Origin of the sequence: Moritella sp. F3 (assembly GCF_015082335.1) — a bacterium.
GTDB lineage: Bacteria > Pseudomonadota > Gammaproteobacteria > Enterobacterales > Moritellaceae > Moritella.
In genome coordinates this window covers 162299-180554 of sequence record NZ_BLRL01000008.1, presented here as the reverse complement: position 1 = coordinate 180554, position 18256 = coordinate 162299, and the positions used below count along the sequence as shown (strand labels likewise).

Below are 18256 nucleotides of genomic sequence, written 5' to 3'. Positions count from 1 at the left end.
CCCGCATCATCCGTTGCTGTTGCAACGGCTGTGTAGTTACCGTCTGCTAATGCAGCCGCATCCACACTCCAACCACCGTTACCGTCTAAGGTCGCTGCAACTGTTTCGACTGTATTACCGAATGAGTCTTTGATATCAACGCTTACGCTGACAGCATCGCTGTCCACTGTACCCGTGATTGTTGGCGTGGTATCCGCAGAGTGGTCTGCCACATCCGCCATCGTGACCGTTGACGCAGTGGTATCAATTTCAAAACCATTTTCTGTCGCTGTCGAAGTATTACCCGCATCATCCGTCGCTGTTGCAACGGCAGTGTAGTTACCGTCTGCTAATGCCGACGCATCCACACTCCAACCGCCCTGGCCATCGAGTGTCGCGGCAACCGTTTCTACAGTTTGACCATTAACATCTTTAATCACCACGCTTACTGACAGCATCGCTGTCCACAGTACCCGTGATTGTTGGCGTGGTATCCGCAGAGTGGTCTGCCACATCCGCCATCGTGACCGTTGAAGCAGTCGTATCAACCTGTATAGCTTGCGTAACAGAGGCTGAGTTACCAGCCGTATCTGTCGTGGTGACCGTTAAGTCTTGTGTGCCATCAGCTAATTCAGCTGTGGTAATCGAATAGTTACCGTCTGTATCAACAACTGCTGTGCCCACTTCAACGCCTGCCGCATTGGTGATAACAACCGTTGAACCGATCTCACCCGTACCATCAATGGTTGGCGTATTGTCAGAGGTAATATCGTCATTATCAATCGCGCTATCTGAGCCCGCGTTGATGTCCGCCGTTGGCGTCACAATGTCGGTATCAACCGTAATAGCTTGCGTAACAGAGGCTGAGTTTCCAGCAACATCTGTAGTGGTGATCGTTAAGTCTTGTGTGCCATCAGCTAATTCAGCAGTGGTAATCGAATAGTTACCATCAGTATCAACAACTGCCGTACCCATTTCAACGCCGGCAGCATTGGTAATAACAACCGTTGAACCTATCTCACCCGTACCATCAATAGTTGGCGTACTGTCAGAGGTAATATCGTCATTATCAATCGCGCTATCTGAGCCCGCATTGATGTCCGCCGTTGGCGTCACAATGCTGGTATCAACTGTAATAGCTTGCGTCGTCGCAGCAGAGTTACCCGCAACATCCGTCGTGGTGATAGTTAAGTCTTGTGTGCCATCAGCTAATTCAGCAGTGGTAATCGAATAGTTACCATCAGTATCAACAACTGCCGTACCCACTTCAACGCCGGCAGCATTGGTAATAACAACCGTTGAACCTATCTCGCCCGTACCATCAATCGTTGGCGTATTAATGTTCGTAATGTCGTCATCATCGATTGCGCTATCTGAGCCCGCATTGATGTCAGCTGTTGGCGTTACAATGCTCGTATCAACTGACCCAAGCGCATCCGTCATACTCGTATCAACAAATACTTTATTTTGCCCACTCTGCGTAAAGGTTTTAGTTTCAAATTCAGCGTGAGCCAGAGTTTCATCGCCAGTACGCGCAACAGAGATCGCTGACGAACGGCCACCATCGCTAGCACTACCGGCAGCAGTACTAACAGGGTCAATAAATTCTTCATCAGAAAGGATTAAGTCTTGAATGGCACTAATTTCGGCTAAAACATCATCGCTAACTTGCGGTTTTTCCGATATAGATTGGTCACTATCTTCGGTAATTTCATCTAACACATCCATCGCTACATCAGACGTGTCAGCATTATCTGTTGCTTTAAAATGCTCATCAATGATCACTTCTGAACCATCTGCATATTTCAATACCACCTGGGCACCAGATGTTATCTCAATTTTGTCACCCGCAGCGATTTCATAACCGCTTTCTAGAGATTGACTATCCTGCTCAAGTATATGTTCCGCTTTACCGTTAACAGATATAACTTGTGCGTGCTGTGGGATGACAAATGTGATCATGTGTAAGTCCTTTTAACTATCTTAATTCCATGGCTCAGGTAAAGCCCTGCGTGATTGTCGGTTTATACTCTGATTACTTATCTAGAATCTTCATACTAACCAACACTTAATCATCTAATAATAGTAGTAATTATACCTACTACTAGCACATTTAATTAACACTGACACCCACGGCCAATAACAACAACAGAAAAGGCATACAAAGCATTAGTTTTAACTGCGCTTTTATTATACATATTTAATAAAACATAAACCATTGTATTGATTTAGTATTTACATTTAACAATTGCCTACAAGGTGAATTAAAGACAAGAGACATAAAAACAAAATAAAAATAAACACTAAGCCTTTGTTATTAATAAAAATAAAACGCCAATACTTTAGCGCTAATTTGAATTTAAGCTTAAACTTTAAATAAAAAAAACCCACAGTTATTTCTAACGATGGGTTTTTAGCTACTAATGTAACAAAATGTCGTATTGGTCACCTATCCCAAATTGGTTATTTCCACCATAAAGCTAACTCAGGGAAGATGATAAGCAAGGCTAACGCGACAACTTGCAAGCAAATAAATGGGACAAGTGCACTGAAGATCTCACCTAGACTAATATCTTTTGGTGCTACCGATTTAAGGTAGAAAGCAGCTGGGCCAAATGGCGGTGATAAGAAGGAAACCTGCATATTCATACAGAACACCACACCAAACCAAATTGGGTCAAAGCCTAAACCAACAACAATCGGCACAAAGATAGGCATTGTTAATAATGCAACACCAACCCAATCAAGGAACATACCCAATACAAACAGCACGGCCATCATGATTAAGATAGTCCCCATTGGGCTACCGCCACTCATGGCTAGAATACCGTCACTGACGAAATCAATACCGCCCATTAGGTTATAGACACCTACTAATGCGCTCGCACCAATACCAATCCAGATGATCATGCCACAAGTACGCAATGTCGCAATTGAACTTTCTTTCAGCATGTTCCAGTTAAGTTCACCACGAATAGCAGCACTAATCGCGATACCTACAACACCTAATGCCGATGCTTCTGTAATTGACGCAATACCGCTGTAGATACTACCCAGTACAACACCAACAGACAGCATTGGGAATAATAACGCTTTCTTAAAGTTAATGTCTTTTGCTTCGTCTTCCGCTAACTCTTCAGCTGTTGGCAATGGCGCTAATGACGGGTTTAAATAACAGCGAACCAATACATACACAATATACAATAACGCGAGTATTGCAGCGGGTAAGAATGAGGCTTTAAACAGATCGCCAATTGAAACACTTGCCGTAAGGCCATAAATAATTAATACGATACTTGGCGGTAACATAGTACCCAGGGCACCACCAGCACAAGTTGTACCAATCGCCAGTTTACGGTCGTAACCCAGACGCAGCATTTGTGGTAATGCAAGAATACCAAGCAGTACCGTTTCGCCACCAATCACACCTGACATAGATGCAAGTAATACAGCTACTAATAATGTTTGAACCGCAACGCCACCACGAATGTTACGCGCTACTTTTTTCATTGCATCGAATAAGTCACGCGCAATACCAGAACGGTCAAGCAAGGCGGCCATCAATACAAACATAGGCACGGCTAAGAAAACGTACCCACTAACAAAACTATAAATTCGACTGGTGATCAGCGGTAAAACTTCTGGACCAAACCAACCAAATGTGAAAATAACAGCGACTAAGCCCGTTACAAATGCTAATTGCATACCTGTTAATAACAGGCCAATCATAAGCACAAGCATTAACAAACTGCCGTAACCAATACCGATAGATGAAAGATCAAACATATTATTTATTCTTCTTAACTAAGCCGTGGATTTCTTGAATCAGGTGCAACACAAATTGCACAGACATTAAACACAGAGTACCAAAAATTAACGCTTTAAGTAGCGCAGGATATGCAGGGTCCCAAGCAGAGCCCGATGTTTCTAAGCGCATCTCGCCCCAAGGTGCATACCAAGCACCTTCAGTCATTGTCCATGCAGCAAAAGAAAGCAATACAGTGAACAACAAACCCATAATATGGTGGAATACATTTAAGTATTGTTTTGTACGTTCAGATACATGATCGTAAATAAGGACAACACGTACGTGTTTGTCTGTCGCTAATCCATAAGCGCCACCAAGTACAAATAATGTGCCGCCAATAAAGGATGCTGTTTCATGAACCCAAATCGTCGGCGCATTAAATACGTAACGCATCAGTACTTCATAAAACGATATTAATACCGTAAACAGAAACAACACACTGATTGCATTGCCAGCCCATATAATACCCGCATCGAGACGGTTTCTTGGTTGCAGTTCTTCTGGATTACTCATCGATTTTTTCATCTTCTAAGTGGAAAAAAAGGCTGCTACGCAGCCTTCAGGTATAACACTTACTTAAATTACAGTAAGTTCTTCGCTTTTAAATGTGCAGTTACAGAGTCATATACTTTTTGTGCGTTTGGAGAACGTTTTGCGTAAACTTCCCATTGGCTGCGAGCAATAGTACGGAATTTCTTACGCTCTGCTGCTGGCCAGTCATGCACTGTGATTTTTGGATCTGCAATGGCTTCTGCTACAGCTTCTGCATCTGCTTTTTTCAAGGTATCAACCATAGTGTAAGCAAACGTTTTAACTGAATCTTGCATAATTTTTTGTAAATCAGCTGGTAGTTTGTTCCACGATTTAGCACTGATTGATACTTCAATTGCAGGTAAAGAATGGAAGCCAGGATATACAGGATGCGGTGCTACATCATTTAGACCCGCTTTATGGTTCGTTGAGAATACGGTGTAATCAGCAGCATCAATAACGCCTTTGCTTAGACCAGTAAATACTTCAGAACCTGGTAAGTTAACTGGTGAAGCGCCCGCGGCAGCAAATACTTGCTGTACTAGACCTTCAGGGGCACGCAACTTAAGACCTTTAAGATCTGCAACACCGTTTAGCGGCACTTTAGAAACAAACGCTTCAAGACCTGTTGCTGATGCGCCAATATAGTAGATACCGTATGGCTTGTAGATTTCACGCATTAGCTCGTTACCGCCGCCGTTATACATGTAATCTAATAATTGTTCCGGTTCAGACCAAGCGCCAACAGTGTTACCCATCAAGCCAAATGCAGGATCTTTACCAGCAAAGAAACCTGTTGCCGTAATGTGACCTTGTAAAACACCAAATTTAATACCATCCAGAGTTTCTGTGTGCTTAATTACAGCACCTACAGGTAGCATAGTTACATCAATTCGGCCGTCAGTATCTTTTTCTAACTGGTCAGCCCATGCTTGTTGCACTTGGAAATTCTTTTCACCTGATGGATCAGAAGATTGGAATTTGAAATTAAATTCAGCAGCGAATGCTGATGCACTCATTAATGTTGCAACTGACGCTGCAATAATTGTTTTAGAAATCGTTTTCATTAGTAGCGGTATCCTTGTTTCTTATAACCCGATAATGATTGTTATGTTAGCTTTATATGCCAATCGCCATGTTACCGGTAACTGTTGGGGCAATCTTACTCTCCAAAACAGTTAAACTCTAGGGGTAATATCACATTTTCACATAAAATTGTCGAATAACTTCAACTTTAAAGTCACTATTATTACATATGTACAACTTATCTATTTCATTTGAAAGTTGATTTTTTAGATAAAAAAAACGGTCATATTTTGATTAAAATATGACCATTATTATAATTTATAAATACACTGGTGTTTTATAAATTTAATCGAACATCAGCTCAATAGCGTCAGATTAATCCTGATTTAAAGCTTCGATACTGAGTGTTACGATGTCATCGATTGTACCATTAATAGGTATAGAAAGTACGTCATCTTCATCTTGTAAAGGTAATTCCAACGTATTAAATTGACTTCGTAACATATCATCACCGCTAAAGAAGTGCCCTGCTCTTGCTTTCATACGTGTTAAAATTAAATCAAAACTACCGTCTAAATAGATAAAAGTGATGGCTTTATTACCATCTCGTATTTGATCACGATAATCTTTGCGTAATGCCGAGCAAACAATAACGCCGGTTTCATTCTTCTGTTCAATACTAAAACACGCATCGCGGATACGCTCTAACCAAGGTTCACGGTCTGCATCATTTAAAGGCTGGCTCGCGGCCATTTTTAAAATGTTAGCTTTCGGATGCAGATCATCACCGTCAATAAATTTAACGCCAAGTTGCTGTGCAATTTTTAATCCTATCGTGGACTTTCCGCTACCTGAAACGCCCATGACAATAATACTCCTACCTTTCATATTATCTACTTCTTAACATTGCTCTAAATTAACTAGATGCAATGTTACCGTTAACACGAAAAAAAACAAGTATTATCAGCAGAGCTTAAGTACTTCCACGTTCAGAAATAATAAAACCGAGATCTAAATGCTTATTTTCAATTGGTTCATCATTAATTTTTTTAAGTAACATCGTTGCCGCTTGTTCACCGATATCGAAACGCGGAATAGACACTGACGTTAATTTAGGATTTGTTGCTGAGCAGATATCAAGATCATTAAAACCAACAATGGCAATATCCTTCGGTACTTTCAGATTACGACGTTGGCATTCAAACAAAGCACCTGCTGCTAAATCATCATTACAGAAGAAGATACAATCAGTATCAGGCCATTCACCTAATATCTCTGTCAACATATCTGCGCCCATTTGATAATTCGATGAATAGTTACTCGTTACTACGCGTTCATCACTCAATTCAGTTTCCCAAATTGCTTTACGCCAACCGTCTAAACGCAATTGCGCACGTAAATCCATGCGCGCACCAGCAAAACCAATGTTTTTATAACCTTTACCAATGAGGTGCTCGGTCATCTTATAACCCGCTTGGGCGTGGTCTAAGCCAACAGACATATCAATGGCGTTATCATTACATTCCATGATCTCGACAACTGGCAAGTTGGATTTACGTAATAAGCGGTTACTGCGTTCTGTGTGGTGTGTGCCTGAAATAATGATGCCATCAATACCAAACTGTAAATAGGTTTCGATTAAGCGCTCTTCTTCTAATAGAGAGTAACCAGAATGGCCTAATAAGATCTGAAATCCTTGCCCTAACATCACATCATTAATACCGCGTACAACATCAGCAAATACACCGTTAGAGAGCGAAGGTACAATCAATACAACCGTTTTACTTTGCTTAGCACTTAACATGCTCGCTGCACGGTTAGGGATATAGCCCATTTGATCTATTGCTTTATGGATAGTTAAGCGTAATGATTCCGATACTTTCTCAGGTGTACGAATCGCCCTAGAGACTGTGATTTTCGTAACGCCCACTTTATTTGCAACATCTTGCAAGGTCACTCGACCAGACTTGCGACTGTTGGAACTCATACGCCTAATATCCTTAGTTATAAAATACTTAACACATTATACCTATCTAAAATTAAGGGTAAATAAACTTTTTAATTAACTTTAAATTAGCAAAAACGTATGATTATTAACACATTTGCTAATGCATTAAATCTTTAATGTTACAGCTATGTATATATAAATATTCACAAAGACGTCTGTATAAATATATTAATAATTTTAGCCATATTTATATAGTTGAGCAGGAAAGAACCAATCTTAAATTTAAACAAACTATGATAGTGTGAGATAGATCTCATAAGACAATGCTGATTAACCATATCAAGTTTAATGATTTAAAATTAGTTTATGAAAAAAGTATGATTTAGATGAAAAAGACAAATAACGATAGCGTTAACATTGTATCTTTTGCTACTTTCTATATCATGCCTTAAACAATCAGGCATTAGCCAATTCTCACCTTCATGACTTGCCAAAGCACAGAGGAACAGATGAACAATAATATTGATATTGCAGTAATAGGTTTAGGCGTAATGGGTGCCAACATGGCATTAAACTTAGCAGAACGTGGTTTCTCAGTTGCCGCTTTTGACATTAACGAAGCGCGTCGTACAGACATCGTTAAGCGTCATCAACCATTAACAGCAGCAAAATTAATTGCCGTTGCTGATCTTGCTGAACTCATTCAACAATTAGATACGCCACGTCGTATCGTGCTTTCTGTTCCAGCAGGCCCTGTTGTTGATATCATTTGTAACGACTTAATTGCAGCAGGTTTAGAAGCAAGCGACATCGTTGTTGATACTGGTAACAGCCAATGGCGTGACTCTATTGCCCGTGCAGATTCGTATGCTGGCAAATTTAACTTCTTCACTTGTGCTATTTCTGGTGGTGAAGTGGGTGCTCGCTTCGGTCCATCACTTATGCCAAGTGGCGACAGAGCAGCATGGGAATGGTTAAAACCTATGTGGCAAGCAATGTCAGCAAAAGTAGATCCTGTAACAGGCGTTGAAATTGCACGTACACAAGTAGACCAGCCATTACCTGAAGGCGAGCCTTGTGCAGAATACATTGGTCCTATCGGTTCTGGTCACTTTGTTAAGATGGTACACAACGGTATCGAATACGCTGATATGCAAATGATTGCAGAAGTTGTGCAATTTATGCGTCAAATCTTAGGTATGTCTGCTGTTGAAGTCGGTGAAGTATTCAGTGAATGGAATAAAGGCAAGCTACAAAGCTACCTTATCGAGATCACAGGTAACATCCTGAAGGTTGTCGATGAAGCAACTGGTAAACCTATGGTTGATGTAATCATGGATCAAGCAGGCCAAAAAGGGACTGGTAACTGGACTGCACGTGAAGCATTAGAGCTTGGCGTACCAGCAAACGCGATTGCAGAATCTGTATTTGCACGTTGCCTAAGCACACAAAAATCTATCCGTCAGGTTGGCGCGACGAAACTTGCAGGCCCTGCCGTTTCTATCGAAGACCGTAACGTATGGTTAGAAAAATTATCTGATGCATTATATTGTTCAAAAATCTGTAGCTACGCGCAAGGTTTTGAATTGATGACTGCAGCAGAAAAAGAGCATAACTGGACTTTAGATTACGTTGCAATTGCAAAAATATGGCGTGCCGGTTGCGTGATCCGTGCTCACTTCTTAGATGATATCTCGAAAGCATACCAAGCTGAACCTGAGCTATTGAACCTAATGTTAGCGGAACGTTTCACTAATACACTAGCTGAAAGCCAAATGGCGTGGCGTGAAGTGTTAGCGAAAGCGATCATGCAAGGTATGCCAATGCCTTCAATCAGCGCAGCAATGAGCTACTATGATTGTTACCGTGAAGCAGATTCATCTGCAAGCTTAATTCAAGCAATGCGTGATTACTTTGGTGGCCATACTTACCGTCGTAAAGATCAAGATGCAAGCCAAAGCTTCCATTACGATTGGCACTTTGGTACTGGCGAGCACAAAGCACAGCATTAATTAAAAGCGCAACACTAATTAATTGATTAATCATAGATCATAAGTAATATACCTTTAATTGGTGTAGCAATTTAAAAACCCAGTACGCTGGGTTTTTTATTACCTCCATTATTACTCTCCATGATATAACTACAATATAACCACGACATCACTACAGCATAGCTATAGCGTAGCCCCCAGCCATCACAAGGATTCAGCGATGCAGGATCAACAAGCCGACTCAGAACAAGTGTCCCAATCAAAACTTAAATCAGCCTTAAAAGGGGCTATAGCAGCAATGCCGCTAAGTATCGCCGTCATCCCTTGGGGTATCTTAGCCGGTTCTTATGCCATTGAAGCTGGATTAGATATGCTGCAAAGCCAAGCCATGTCAGCTATTGTATTTGCCGGTGCTGCGCAATTGGTTGCTGTCGGCATGATAAAGTCGGGTATTGGCTTAACCAGTATTCTATTAACAACATTGCTTATTACTTCACGTCATTTCTTATATGGTATGGCAATGCGCCATCAAATGAGTCCTTTGCCATTACGCTGGCGCTTAACCTTAGGTTTCTTACTCACCGACGAATTATTTGCGATCTGTAGTGAAACCAAACAACACAAGTTCGACCGCTGGTTTGCATTTGGTGGTGGCTTTAGTTTCTATCTCATTTGGAACATTGCCTCTGCAGTGGGTATTATCGCGGGTCAGCAAATACCTAATTTAGATGAGCTCGGTTTAGACTTCGCCATTGCAGCGACTTTTATTGCATTAGTCGTACCTGCTATTAAAACACCGTCGATTCTGGTTAGCGTACTGGTTTCGTTAGTCATGGCTGTCGTTTGTGAATTGTTTCATGTTCCAGGAGGTTTACTTATCGCGGCCTTATCAGGCATGAGCGCTGGTATGCTTACAGCTAAATTAACCAATGAAACACACCCAAACCAGACTCCACTAACAAGACCAGGAGACGACCTATGATCTGGTTAACGATTATTTTAATGACTGTCATCATCTTCATTAGCCGCTATATCTTCATTGAACCTAAACTCCCCTTGCGCCTAAGTGCAGGTATGGTCAAGTTTTTAAGCTACTCAGCACCCGCCGTACTGACCGCAATTTTAGCGCCTATTGTCTTTTTACAAGATAATACCTTACACCTAAATCTGGATAACAGTTATTTAATCGGAGCTGTATTTGCGGTATTGTTGATCTTACTGACCCGCAACACCTTACTTACTGCAGTATTAAGTATGCTGCTTTTTTTCTTGGTTCATTAACACTTTTTATTAAGTAACCCCTAGGCTAACCGTTATGACCGATTTTGATATGAACCTCATTAAGCCCTTTGTTAAAGTATACGAGCTTAACTCTATTACTAAAGCGGCTGAATTGTTAGATGTATCCCAGCCAGCAATGAGTGGTTCTATTAAACGCTTAGAAACATATTTAGGTTACCCGCTATTCATTCGCAGTGGCCGTAAATTAAGCCCGACGCCAAATGCGCAAAGTTTCTACTCTCAGGTTTCGACGGTATTAGAAATTGTTGACAATGCATTGGGCAACAAAGAACATTTTATTGTTTACGCACCCGAAAGCATCCTGCTCAAACTCAGCAGTATTAATGACATTCAATTAATAGAATCTCACGATAGCGAAGAGAGTACATTTAACGATTTACGAATGCGAAAAATTGACCTTGCGATAGATAACGTCACACAGCAAGATAGCAGTTTTTGTTTTGAACTGGTGCGTAAAGAACATCTTAAATTAGTGTGTTGCAAAGACCACCCAACGGTTACAGATAGCATCACCATGGAGCAGTACTTACAATTGGGTCATGTAGCAATGAAACTGGTGCGTAATAATATGCGAGCTGTGGAATATTTTGCCAAAACAGCATTGAAAGCGCGAGACATCAGAGTGCAAGTATCGAGTCCAGCCAACATGATGCTAGCAGTACAAAACTCCGATTACATTGCAGCTATCCCCGAAGGCCTTTGTCATATTGCAGATAGTTTGGGACTAAAAGTCCTCGAGCCGCCTTTTATCATGAAACCTATCGACTTCCATTTGATTTATCACAAACGTTATCTCAACGATAAAGACCATCAAACACTAAGAGAAAAAATAAAAAATAAATTAATCAATTTTTAGCTCTGGTTCCACTCCTTAGCTAGTATCAATTCCATTACTACGTTTGAGTTTATTATAAGTGCAGCGACTATTTTAGTATAACTACAGTTTATGATAACCATAACCTCTCCCCCGTTCTTTTATCCACCAGCAATGTTTATTATTACCTCATCGAAACAAAGCAGTTAACAACCAGTTATCTGCTACGCTTTCTAAATGGTTTATATCTTTATAAAGTAATTCTTAACGGGTGATATTATGAAAAAAACTACATTAGCTATCGTTATCTCTTCTATTTCTTTAGGTGCAATTGCAGCCGACCACGACCATGCCCACCTCAGCACGATTGGTGAGCAAGGCGGTAAAGATGCAAGTAAATCAACGATTCAATACAATAATGAATTTGCAAAGACACTAAACTTTAACGATGTGCGTGCTTTTGATAATAACAACCGTGGTTTAATTGCAGCATTCGATCAAGCAACTGGTGACATCATCCGTAATAGCTTTAACTTTATTGATTCTGACGTAGCCAATGCCGATAATGCCCCAGATTCAGTAAACCCATCGTTATGGCGCCAAGCGGTATTAAATCAAGCCGCAACAGGTCTATATGAAGTGGTACCGGGTAAAATTTACCAAGTGCGTGGTACAGACCTTTCTTCAATCTCTTTTATTCGTAGTGATAGCGGTTGGATTGTTTACGATGTGTTATTAACTAAAGAGTCAGCCGCACAATCACTGAAGTTTTTCCAAGAAAATGTACCTGAAGCAGGTAACTTGCCGATTGTCGCCATGATCTACTCACACTCACATGCCGATCACTTCGGTGGTTCACGTGCAATTAAAGATGCTTTCCCCAATGTGAAAGTATACGGCTCAAAAAACATAACCAAAGAGATTGTTGATGAGAACGTATTAGCCGGTAATGCCATGTCACGCCGCGCCGCTTATCAATACGGCGCAACATTAGACCGTAACAATCACGGTATTGTCGACGCTGCGTTAGCAAAAGGCATCTCTAAAGGTGAAATCACTTACGTATTGCCGGATTATGAACTTAACCATGAACAAGAAATAGAAACCTTAGTCATCGATGGCCTAGAAATGAAGTTCATGGATGCATCCGGCACCGAAGCCGCATCAGAGATGGTGACGTTTATTCCAAGTATCAATACTCTGTGGACAGGTGAACTCACTTATCAAGGTATGCATAACGTGTATACATTACGCGGTGCTAAAGTGCGTGATTCACTTAAATGGTCGAAAAAAATCAACGAAATGTTAGTGACTTGGGGCGCTAAAACAGACGTATTATTTGCATCACATTCTGCACCTATTTGGGGGAATGAAGAGATTTCAGGTTACCTAAAAATGCAACGTGATGCTTATGGCTTTACCCATAACCAGACATTACGTTTAGCAAACGACGGTTATGTGATGCAAGATTTAGGTGACAAGATCTATGACGTCATGCCTGATAGCATACAGCAAAGTTGGCATACCAATGGTTACCACGGTACTTATTCACATAACTCGCGGGCCGTATATAACATGTACCTAGGCTACTTTGATATGAATCCAGCTAACTTGAACCCACTACCAGTTAAGCCACAATCAGCCAAATTTGTTGAATACATGGGTGGCAGTGAAGTCATTCTTAAAAAGGCACATGCTGACTTTGAAAAAGGTGAATACCGCTTTGTTGCAACCGTACTGAATAAAGTGATGCAAGTGGAACCGGAAAACACCGAAGCGCGTCAACTACTCGCTGACTCTTACGAACAACTAGGCTACCAATCTGAAGGTGCAGGTTGGAGAAATACCTATCTTACTGGCGCGCAAGAGCTACGTGTAGGAACAATGCCAGGCAACCCTAAAACGGCGTCTGCAGATGTACTTGCCAATATGACGATTGAAAACTTACTCGATTATATGGCAGTGAAAGTTGATTCACTAAAAGCACAGCACACACCATTTACCTTAAATGTAGTATTGCCGGATGTCGAAGATACTTACTATGTAGAAATGTCGAATGGTAATTTGAATAACATCAAAGTAGATAAAGCACTCGAAGCAGAGGCCACCTTGTTTATTAACCGTAGCGATGTGACTAAAATCATCTTGCAAAAAACAACATTAAAAGATCTCCTTGCAAGTAAAGACGCGGGTTTAAAAGGAGACCAAACAGTATTGAACAAACTGCTTAGCACCATGGTTGAGTTTGATGAAGTATTTGAGATTGTGCCTCGCCCTGCAAAAGGCCAAGAAGTAGACGCGAAGCTATATGAAAAAACAACCGACCATACAGGTCATAAACATTAACAACGCGTATTCGCGTCATAACCAAGCCAGCTTCTGCTGGCTTTTTTAGCTGCTGAATTTGAGATGTATGCATCCCCTAAACTACACTAACATTAAGGATCTACATCATAACGTAATGAAACATTATCGACGTTGATTTCATTAATTACGTTGTAACCGCACATAAACTGTAACTTTAAATAGACAAACGAAACAAACGAAACTAAAATACCACCGAATCGAAACATTACTTGTGTTTAAGTCTAACTTAAGTCGCTAAATAGCCAGTGGAAACTAGATAAATTTCAATCACAGGCTATATTTAATGAAACGTAACTAATAAAAAATTTAAGTTACGTTTCAAAAATAAAACCAAGTAATCATTTAATAAAAAACGTTTCGATTTCAAAATCATTAAAGCAAGTTATATCAGGACGCACGTCTTCACGGACCGATAGGCACTACTATCACGTGATTATTTACTTGTTTAAACATTTATACAATTTATAAAGCTAGGAGAAGACCATGTGTGGAATTGTTGGTGCTGTTGCGCAAAGAGATATCGCTGAAATTTTAGTTGAAGGTTTACGTCGCTTAGAATACCGCGGATATGATTCGGCTGGAGTGGCAATTGTCGATCAAGATAACAACCTTCAACGCGTTCGTAGCTTAGGTAAGGTAAAAGAATTAGCGGCTGCAGTCGATACTCAACAGCCTGTAGGCGGTACAGGTATTGCACATACGCGCTGGGCAACACATGGCGAACCATCACAAGCAAATGCGCATCCGCATGTATCTGGTGATATAGCCGTGGTACATAACGGTATTATTGAAAATCATGAATCATTGCGCGCGCTACTACAACAACGTGGTTATGTATTCCAATCGCAAACAGACACAGAAGTTATCGCCCACCTAGTTGAATGGGAATTACGTTCAACAGATAGCCTACTTGATGCAGTACAAAAAACTGCCACGCAATTAGATGGCGCTTACGGTACTGTTGTACTTAACCGTTTAGAACCAGGTAAATTAATTGTTGCTCGTTCAGGTAGCCCAATTGTAATCGGCTTAGGTGTGGGTGAAAACTTCTTAGCATCCGATCAATTAGCGCTACTTAGCGTAACTCGTCGCTTTATGTATCTTGAAGAAGGTGATGTAGCAGAAGTAACGCGCCGCGATGTAAACGTATTTGATATCAACGGTAATGCAGTCACACGTGAAGTAACTGAATCAAACGCTGAACATGACGCTGCAGATAAAGGAAAATTCCGTCATTACATGCAAAAAGAAATCTTTGAGCAGCCTTTAGCACTGACTAATACAATGGAAGGCCGCCTGTCAGCGAATAGCGTGATCACCCAAAGCATCGGTGTTAACGCCGCTGAAATCTTACCGAAAGTTGAACACATTCAAATTATCGCCTGTGGCACATCATACAATGCCGGTATGACTGCGCGTTATTGGTTTGAATCATTAGCAGGCGTAAGTTGTGATGTCGAGATTGCATCTGAATTCCGCTACCGTAAATTTGTAACACGTCCTAACAGCCTACTTATCACCTTGTCACAATCAGGTGAAACAGCGGATACTTTAGCAGCGCTACGTCTTGCTAAAGAAAGAGGCTACATGGCGGCAATGACTATTTGTAACGTAGCTGGCTCTTCGTTAGTACGTGAATCAGACTTTGCATTCATGACGCGTGCAGGTACTGAAATTGGCGTTGCTTCTACAAAAGCATTCACGACACAATTATCTGCTTTATTAATGCTAGTAACTGCATTAGGTAAAGAGAAAAAAGTCATTAACGCCGAAAAAGAAGCTGAAATTGTAACAGCGCTGCATGCCCTACCAGCGCAAATCGAAACATCATTATCATTTGATAAAGAAATCGAAGCGCTTGCACCAGATTTTGCCGATAAGCACCACACATTATTTTTAGGTCGCGGGGAATTCTATCCTATCGCGATGGAAGCAGCGCTTAAGCTTAAAGAGATCTCTTATATTCACGCAGAAGCATACGCAGCCGGTGAATTAAAACACGGTCCTTTAGCGTTAGTTGATGCCGATATGCCAGTTGTGGTGATTGCACCGACCAATGAATTGTTAGAAAAACTTAAATCTAACATTGAAGAAGTACGTGCACGTGGCGGCCTACTGTATGTGTTCGCTGACGCAGACGCTGGTTTTGTGGAATCAGAAGGCATGAAGATCATCACTATGCCACATGTAAGTGAAATAACTGCGCCGATCTTCTATACGCTACCAATGCAGTTGCTGTCATACCACGTAGCCCTGATTAAGGGTACTGATGTCGATCAGCCACGTAACTTAGCGAAAGCTGTTACGGTAGAGTAATCGTAAGCACTCAGCATACAAATAACGCTAAGCCTCGGTATCAACTGGGGCTTTTTTGTCTTTATCTACACATACATAACAACATCACATAAACACATCATCAAATTAACTTATCTTTCAATATCAATAATTCCCCTGCATTATGGCTCTACGCTTAACAGCAAAGGTTTACACCATCGTTAAAACAATCATTTAACAATAGCTAGAACCAATCGAAATATCATTATCGATAGCTTCAATATAGGTTACACCTATCGAAATGAAAGATTCAATCGATTAGACCAATACTGTGATATTTTGCATAATAGCTACATCAAGACGAGGCAGACACAACGTCTTAACCAAATACTTTTATAAAGAATAACTTAAACAAAAGTAGCTTAATTAAGAGCTGCACTAAGGAATATATTATGACTACATTAGTATCGAAAGAAGGCCAAGCAGTTCCACAAGTTACATTCCCAATCCGTCAAGGTGATGCATGGGTAAATCGTACTACAGAAGAGCTATTTGCTAACAAAACTGTGATTGTATTCAGCCTACCAGGCGCATTCACACCGACTTGTTCATCAAGCCACTTACCACGTTACAACGAGCTAGCAAGCGTATTCTCTGCACATGGTGTTGATGAAATATTATGTGTATCAGTAAACGATACGTTCGTAATGAATGCTTGGAAAGACGCACAAGAAGCTGAAAACATTACTTTCATCCCAGACGGTAACGGTGCATTCTCTGAAGGTATGGGCATGTTAGTAGACAAGTCTGATATCGGTTTTGGCAAGCGTTCATGGCGTTATAGCATGCTGGTTAAAAACGGCGTGGTAGCAAAAATGTTCATCGAAGCTGACGAACCAGGTGACCCGTTCAAAGTTTCTGACGCTGATACAATGCTTGCTTATGTTGCACCAGAATACAAGGTACAAGAATCAATTACAGTATTCTCTAAACCTGGTTGCCCATTCTGCGCTAAAGCAAAGCAAACATTAATCGACCAAGGCCTAAGCTATGAAGAAGTAGTACTAGGCAAAGATGCTACAACAGTAAGCCTACGTGCTGTAACAGGTCTTAGCACAGTGCCACAAATCTTCATCGGTGGTAAACACATTGGTGGTAGCGAAGAATTAGACGCACACTTCGCTTAATAACTTGCTGTAACATCCTAACGTTACACTAACGAATAATCATACTCACATGCCTTATTCGTCAAAAGGAAGCCTCTGCGCTTCCTTTTCTATTTAGCCCTCTAAAAAATAATCACAACTAGACAGCAAATCACCAACTAAGTAAACCACGAAAATAACTAAATAAAACACTAATCAACTAAGGCAACTTTAGCGTTTAATTTCATTTATCAACCACAGCTCACAGATATACAGTAAAATGGCCACTTATAAAAAAACTACAACAATAACCTCTCCTTAGTTACTAGACTTCATACCTATACATACTTTAAATCGACAATTCATGTAGATAAGAGTGCTTACAGGACGTTACCGCGGAGACAGTTATGTTTAAAAATATGAAATTCACCACCAAATTATATTCAAGTTATGGGCTTATCCTATCTTTAATGCTGGCCGTCACTCTGGTTGTACTATTCAGTGTTAAATCACTTGTCAGTAATTTTGGCTGGGTAGACCACACGCATAAAGTATTAGCTAAAGCATCAAATATTGAAGCTGCAGCCGTTGATATGGAAACAGGTATGCGCGGTTATCTACTCGCAGGTAAAGCTGATTTCTTAGCACCTTACAAAAATGGTGAACAGACATTTAATACTTTAACCGGCAGCCTTGCTGAAACTGTCTCAGATAATCCTGCGCAAGTGGCATTAATAGAAGATATTAAGACAACAATCGACGAATGGCAAAAGAATGTCACTGAGCCCGTCATCGCCTTAAGAGCAGACATTGGTAACGCAGAAAACATGGACGATATGGCCGATTTAATCGGGCAGGCACAAGGGAAACTGTATTTCGATAAATTTAGAACGCAATTACAAACCTTCATCGAACGCGAACAAGCACTAATGATAGGACGTAAAGAAAACGCTAAAAACAGTACGAATATTCAAGAGTTAAGATCCCTAAGTCAACGAGTTGAACACACTTATCGAGTCATCGCCACAGCACAAGCCATCGTCGCATCGGCGGTTAATATGGAAACAGGGA

The 18256-nt window shown here is 40.8% G+C and carries 15 protein-coding genes; 8 read left to right on the top strand and 7 right to left on the bottom strand.

The features are described from left to right. The 7 genes from JFU56_RS14825 to JFU56_RS14795 all read right to left on the bottom strand — a co-directional run. A partial coding sequence (locus JFU56_RS14825) for an Ig-like domain-containing protein (protein WP_242065970.1) occupies nt 1-437 on the bottom strand: 437 nt, incomplete at its 3' end. Continuing rightward, on the bottom strand, nt 412-1941 hold the full coding sequence (locus JFU56_RS14820; protein ID WP_198438061.1) for an Ig-like domain-containing protein: 1530 nt from the start codon (nt 1939-1941) through the stop codon (nt 412-414). The genes JFU56_RS14820 and JFU56_RS14825, both read right to left, overlap by 26 nt. A gap of 501 nt (nt 1942-2442) precedes the next feature. Continuing rightward, entirely contained in the window at nt 2443-3765 is a 1323-nt protein-coding gene (locus JFU56_RS14815; protein ID WP_198438060.1) for a TRAP transporter large permease subunit, read from the bottom strand. A 1-nt stretch (nt 3766) separates the two neighbouring features. Beyond that, nucleotides 3767-4300 (bottom strand): TRAP transporter small permease subunit, encoded by a 534-nt coding sequence (locus tag JFU56_RS14810; RefSeq protein ID WP_242065969.1) that lies wholly within the window; start codon nt 4298-4300, stop codon nt 3767-3769. A 68-nt stretch (nt 4301-4368) separates the two neighbouring features. Beyond that, a complete protein-coding gene (locus JFU56_RS14805; protein ID WP_198438059.1) occupies nt 4369-5385 on the bottom strand; it encodes a TRAP transporter substrate-binding protein in 1017 nt (338 codons plus the stop codon). 334 nt (nt 5386-5719) lie between these two features. Then, complete coding sequence (locus JFU56_RS14800) at nt 5720-6232, bottom strand: gluconokinase (RefSeq protein WP_198438058.1); 513 nt, start codon at nt 6230-6232, stop codon at nt 5720-5722. Between the two features lie 85 nt (nt 6233-6317). Further along, on the bottom strand, nt 6318-7331 hold the full coding sequence (locus JFU56_RS14795) for a LacI family DNA-binding transcriptional regulator (RefSeq protein WP_198438057.1): 1014 nt from the start codon (nt 7329-7331) through the stop codon (nt 6318-6320). Between the two features lie 470 nt (nt 7332-7801). Here JFU56_RS14795 and gndA point away from each other — a divergent pair, with 470 nt between their 5' ends. The 8 genes from gndA to JFU56_RS14755 all read left to right on the top strand — a co-directional run. Further along, nucleotides 7802-9304: an NADP-dependent phosphogluconate dehydrogenase gene (gene gndA, locus JFU56_RS14790; RefSeq protein WP_198438056.1), complete on the top strand. Its 1503-nt coding sequence runs from the start codon at nt 7802-7804 to the stop codon at nt 9302-9304. A 199-nt stretch (nt 9305-9503) separates the two neighbouring features. Beyond that, nucleotides 9504-10265 carry an AzlC family ABC transporter permease gene (locus JFU56_RS14785; RefSeq protein WP_198438055.1) on the top strand — a complete coding sequence of 254 codons (762 nt, stop codon included), beginning with the start codon at nt 9504-9506 and terminating at the stop codon, nt 10263-10265. Beyond that, nucleotides 10262-10564, top strand: a complete 303-nt coding sequence (locus tag JFU56_RS14780; RefSeq protein WP_198438054.1) for an AzlD domain-containing protein — start codon at nt 10262-10264, stop codon at nt 10562-10564. Before JFU56_RS14785 ends, JFU56_RS14780 begins: the two co-directional genes overlap by 4 nt. A gap of 34 nt (nt 10565-10598) precedes the next feature. Continuing rightward, nucleotides 10599-11441 carry a LysR family transcriptional regulator gene (locus JFU56_RS14775; protein WP_198438053.1) on the top strand — a complete coding sequence of 281 codons (843 nt, stop codon included), beginning with the start codon at nt 10599-10601 and terminating at the stop codon, nt 11439-11441. Between the two features lie 237 nt (nt 11442-11678). Continuing rightward, entirely contained in the window at nt 11679-13745 is a 2067-nt protein-coding gene (locus JFU56_RS14770) for an alkyl/aryl-sulfatase (RefSeq protein WP_198438052.1), read from the top strand. 504 nt (nt 13746-14249) lie between these two features. Beyond that, complete coding sequence (gene glmS / locus JFU56_RS14765) at nt 14250-16082, top strand: glutamine--fructose-6-phosphate transaminase (isomerizing) (RefSeq protein ID WP_198438051.1); 1833 nt, start codon at nt 14250-14252, stop codon at nt 16080-16082. 410 nt (nt 16083-16492) lie between these two features. Continuing rightward, a complete protein-coding gene (locus JFU56_RS14760; protein ID WP_198438050.1) occupies nt 16493-17227 on the top strand; it encodes a glutathione peroxidase in 735 nt (244 codons plus the stop codon). Between the two features lie 365 nt (nt 17228-17592). Further along, nucleotides 17593-18256: CHASE3 domain-containing protein (locus tag JFU56_RS14755; RefSeq protein ID WP_242065968.1), on the top strand; the 664-nt coding region annotated here is incomplete at its 3' end.

Coding starts and splice junctions, on each gene's coding strand:
- JFU56_RS14820 (WP_198438061.1), bottom strand. CDS start 1,941: ATGATCACATTTGTCATCCCACAGCACGCACAAGTTATATCTGTTAAC.
- JFU56_RS14815 (WP_198438060.1), bottom strand. CDS start 3,765: ATGTTTGATCTTTCATCTATCGGTATTGGTTACGGCAGTTTGTTAATG.
- JFU56_RS14810 (WP_242065969.1), bottom strand. CDS start 4,300: ATGAGTAATCCAGAAGAACTGCAACCAAGAAACCGTCTCGATGCGGGT.
- JFU56_RS14805 (WP_198438059.1), bottom strand. CDS start 5,385: ATGAAAACGATTTCTAAAACAATTATTGCAGCGTCAGTTGCAACATTA.
- JFU56_RS14800 (WP_198438058.1), bottom strand. CDS start 6,232: ATGAAAGGTAGGAGTATTATTGTCATGGGCGTTTCAGGTAGCGGAAAG.
- JFU56_RS14795 (WP_198438057.1), bottom strand. CDS start 7,331: ATGAGTTCCAACAGTCGCAAGTCTGGTCGAGTGACCTTGCAAGATGTT.
- gndA (WP_198438056.1), top strand. CDS start 7,802: ATGAACAATAATATTGATATTGCAGTAATAGGTTTAGGCGTAATGGGT.
- JFU56_RS14785 (WP_198438055.1), top strand. CDS start 9,504: ATGCAGGATCAACAAGCCGACTCAGAACAAGTGTCCCAATCAAAACTT.
- JFU56_RS14780 (WP_198438054.1), top strand. CDS start 10,262: ATGATCTGGTTAACGATTATTTTAATGACTGTCATCATCTTCATTAGC.
- JFU56_RS14775 (WP_198438053.1), top strand. CDS start 10,599: ATGACCGATTTTGATATGAACCTCATTAAGCCCTTTGTTAAAGTATAC.
- JFU56_RS14770 (WP_198438052.1), top strand. CDS start 11,679: ATGAAAAAAACTACATTAGCTATCGTTATCTCTTCTATTTCTTTAGGT.
- glmS (WP_198438051.1), top strand. CDS start 14,250: ATGTGTGGAATTGTTGGTGCTGTTGCGCAAAGAGATATCGCTGAAATT.
- JFU56_RS14760 (WP_198438050.1), top strand. CDS start 16,493: ATGACTACATTAGTATCGAAAGAAGGCCAAGCAGTTCCACAAGTTACA.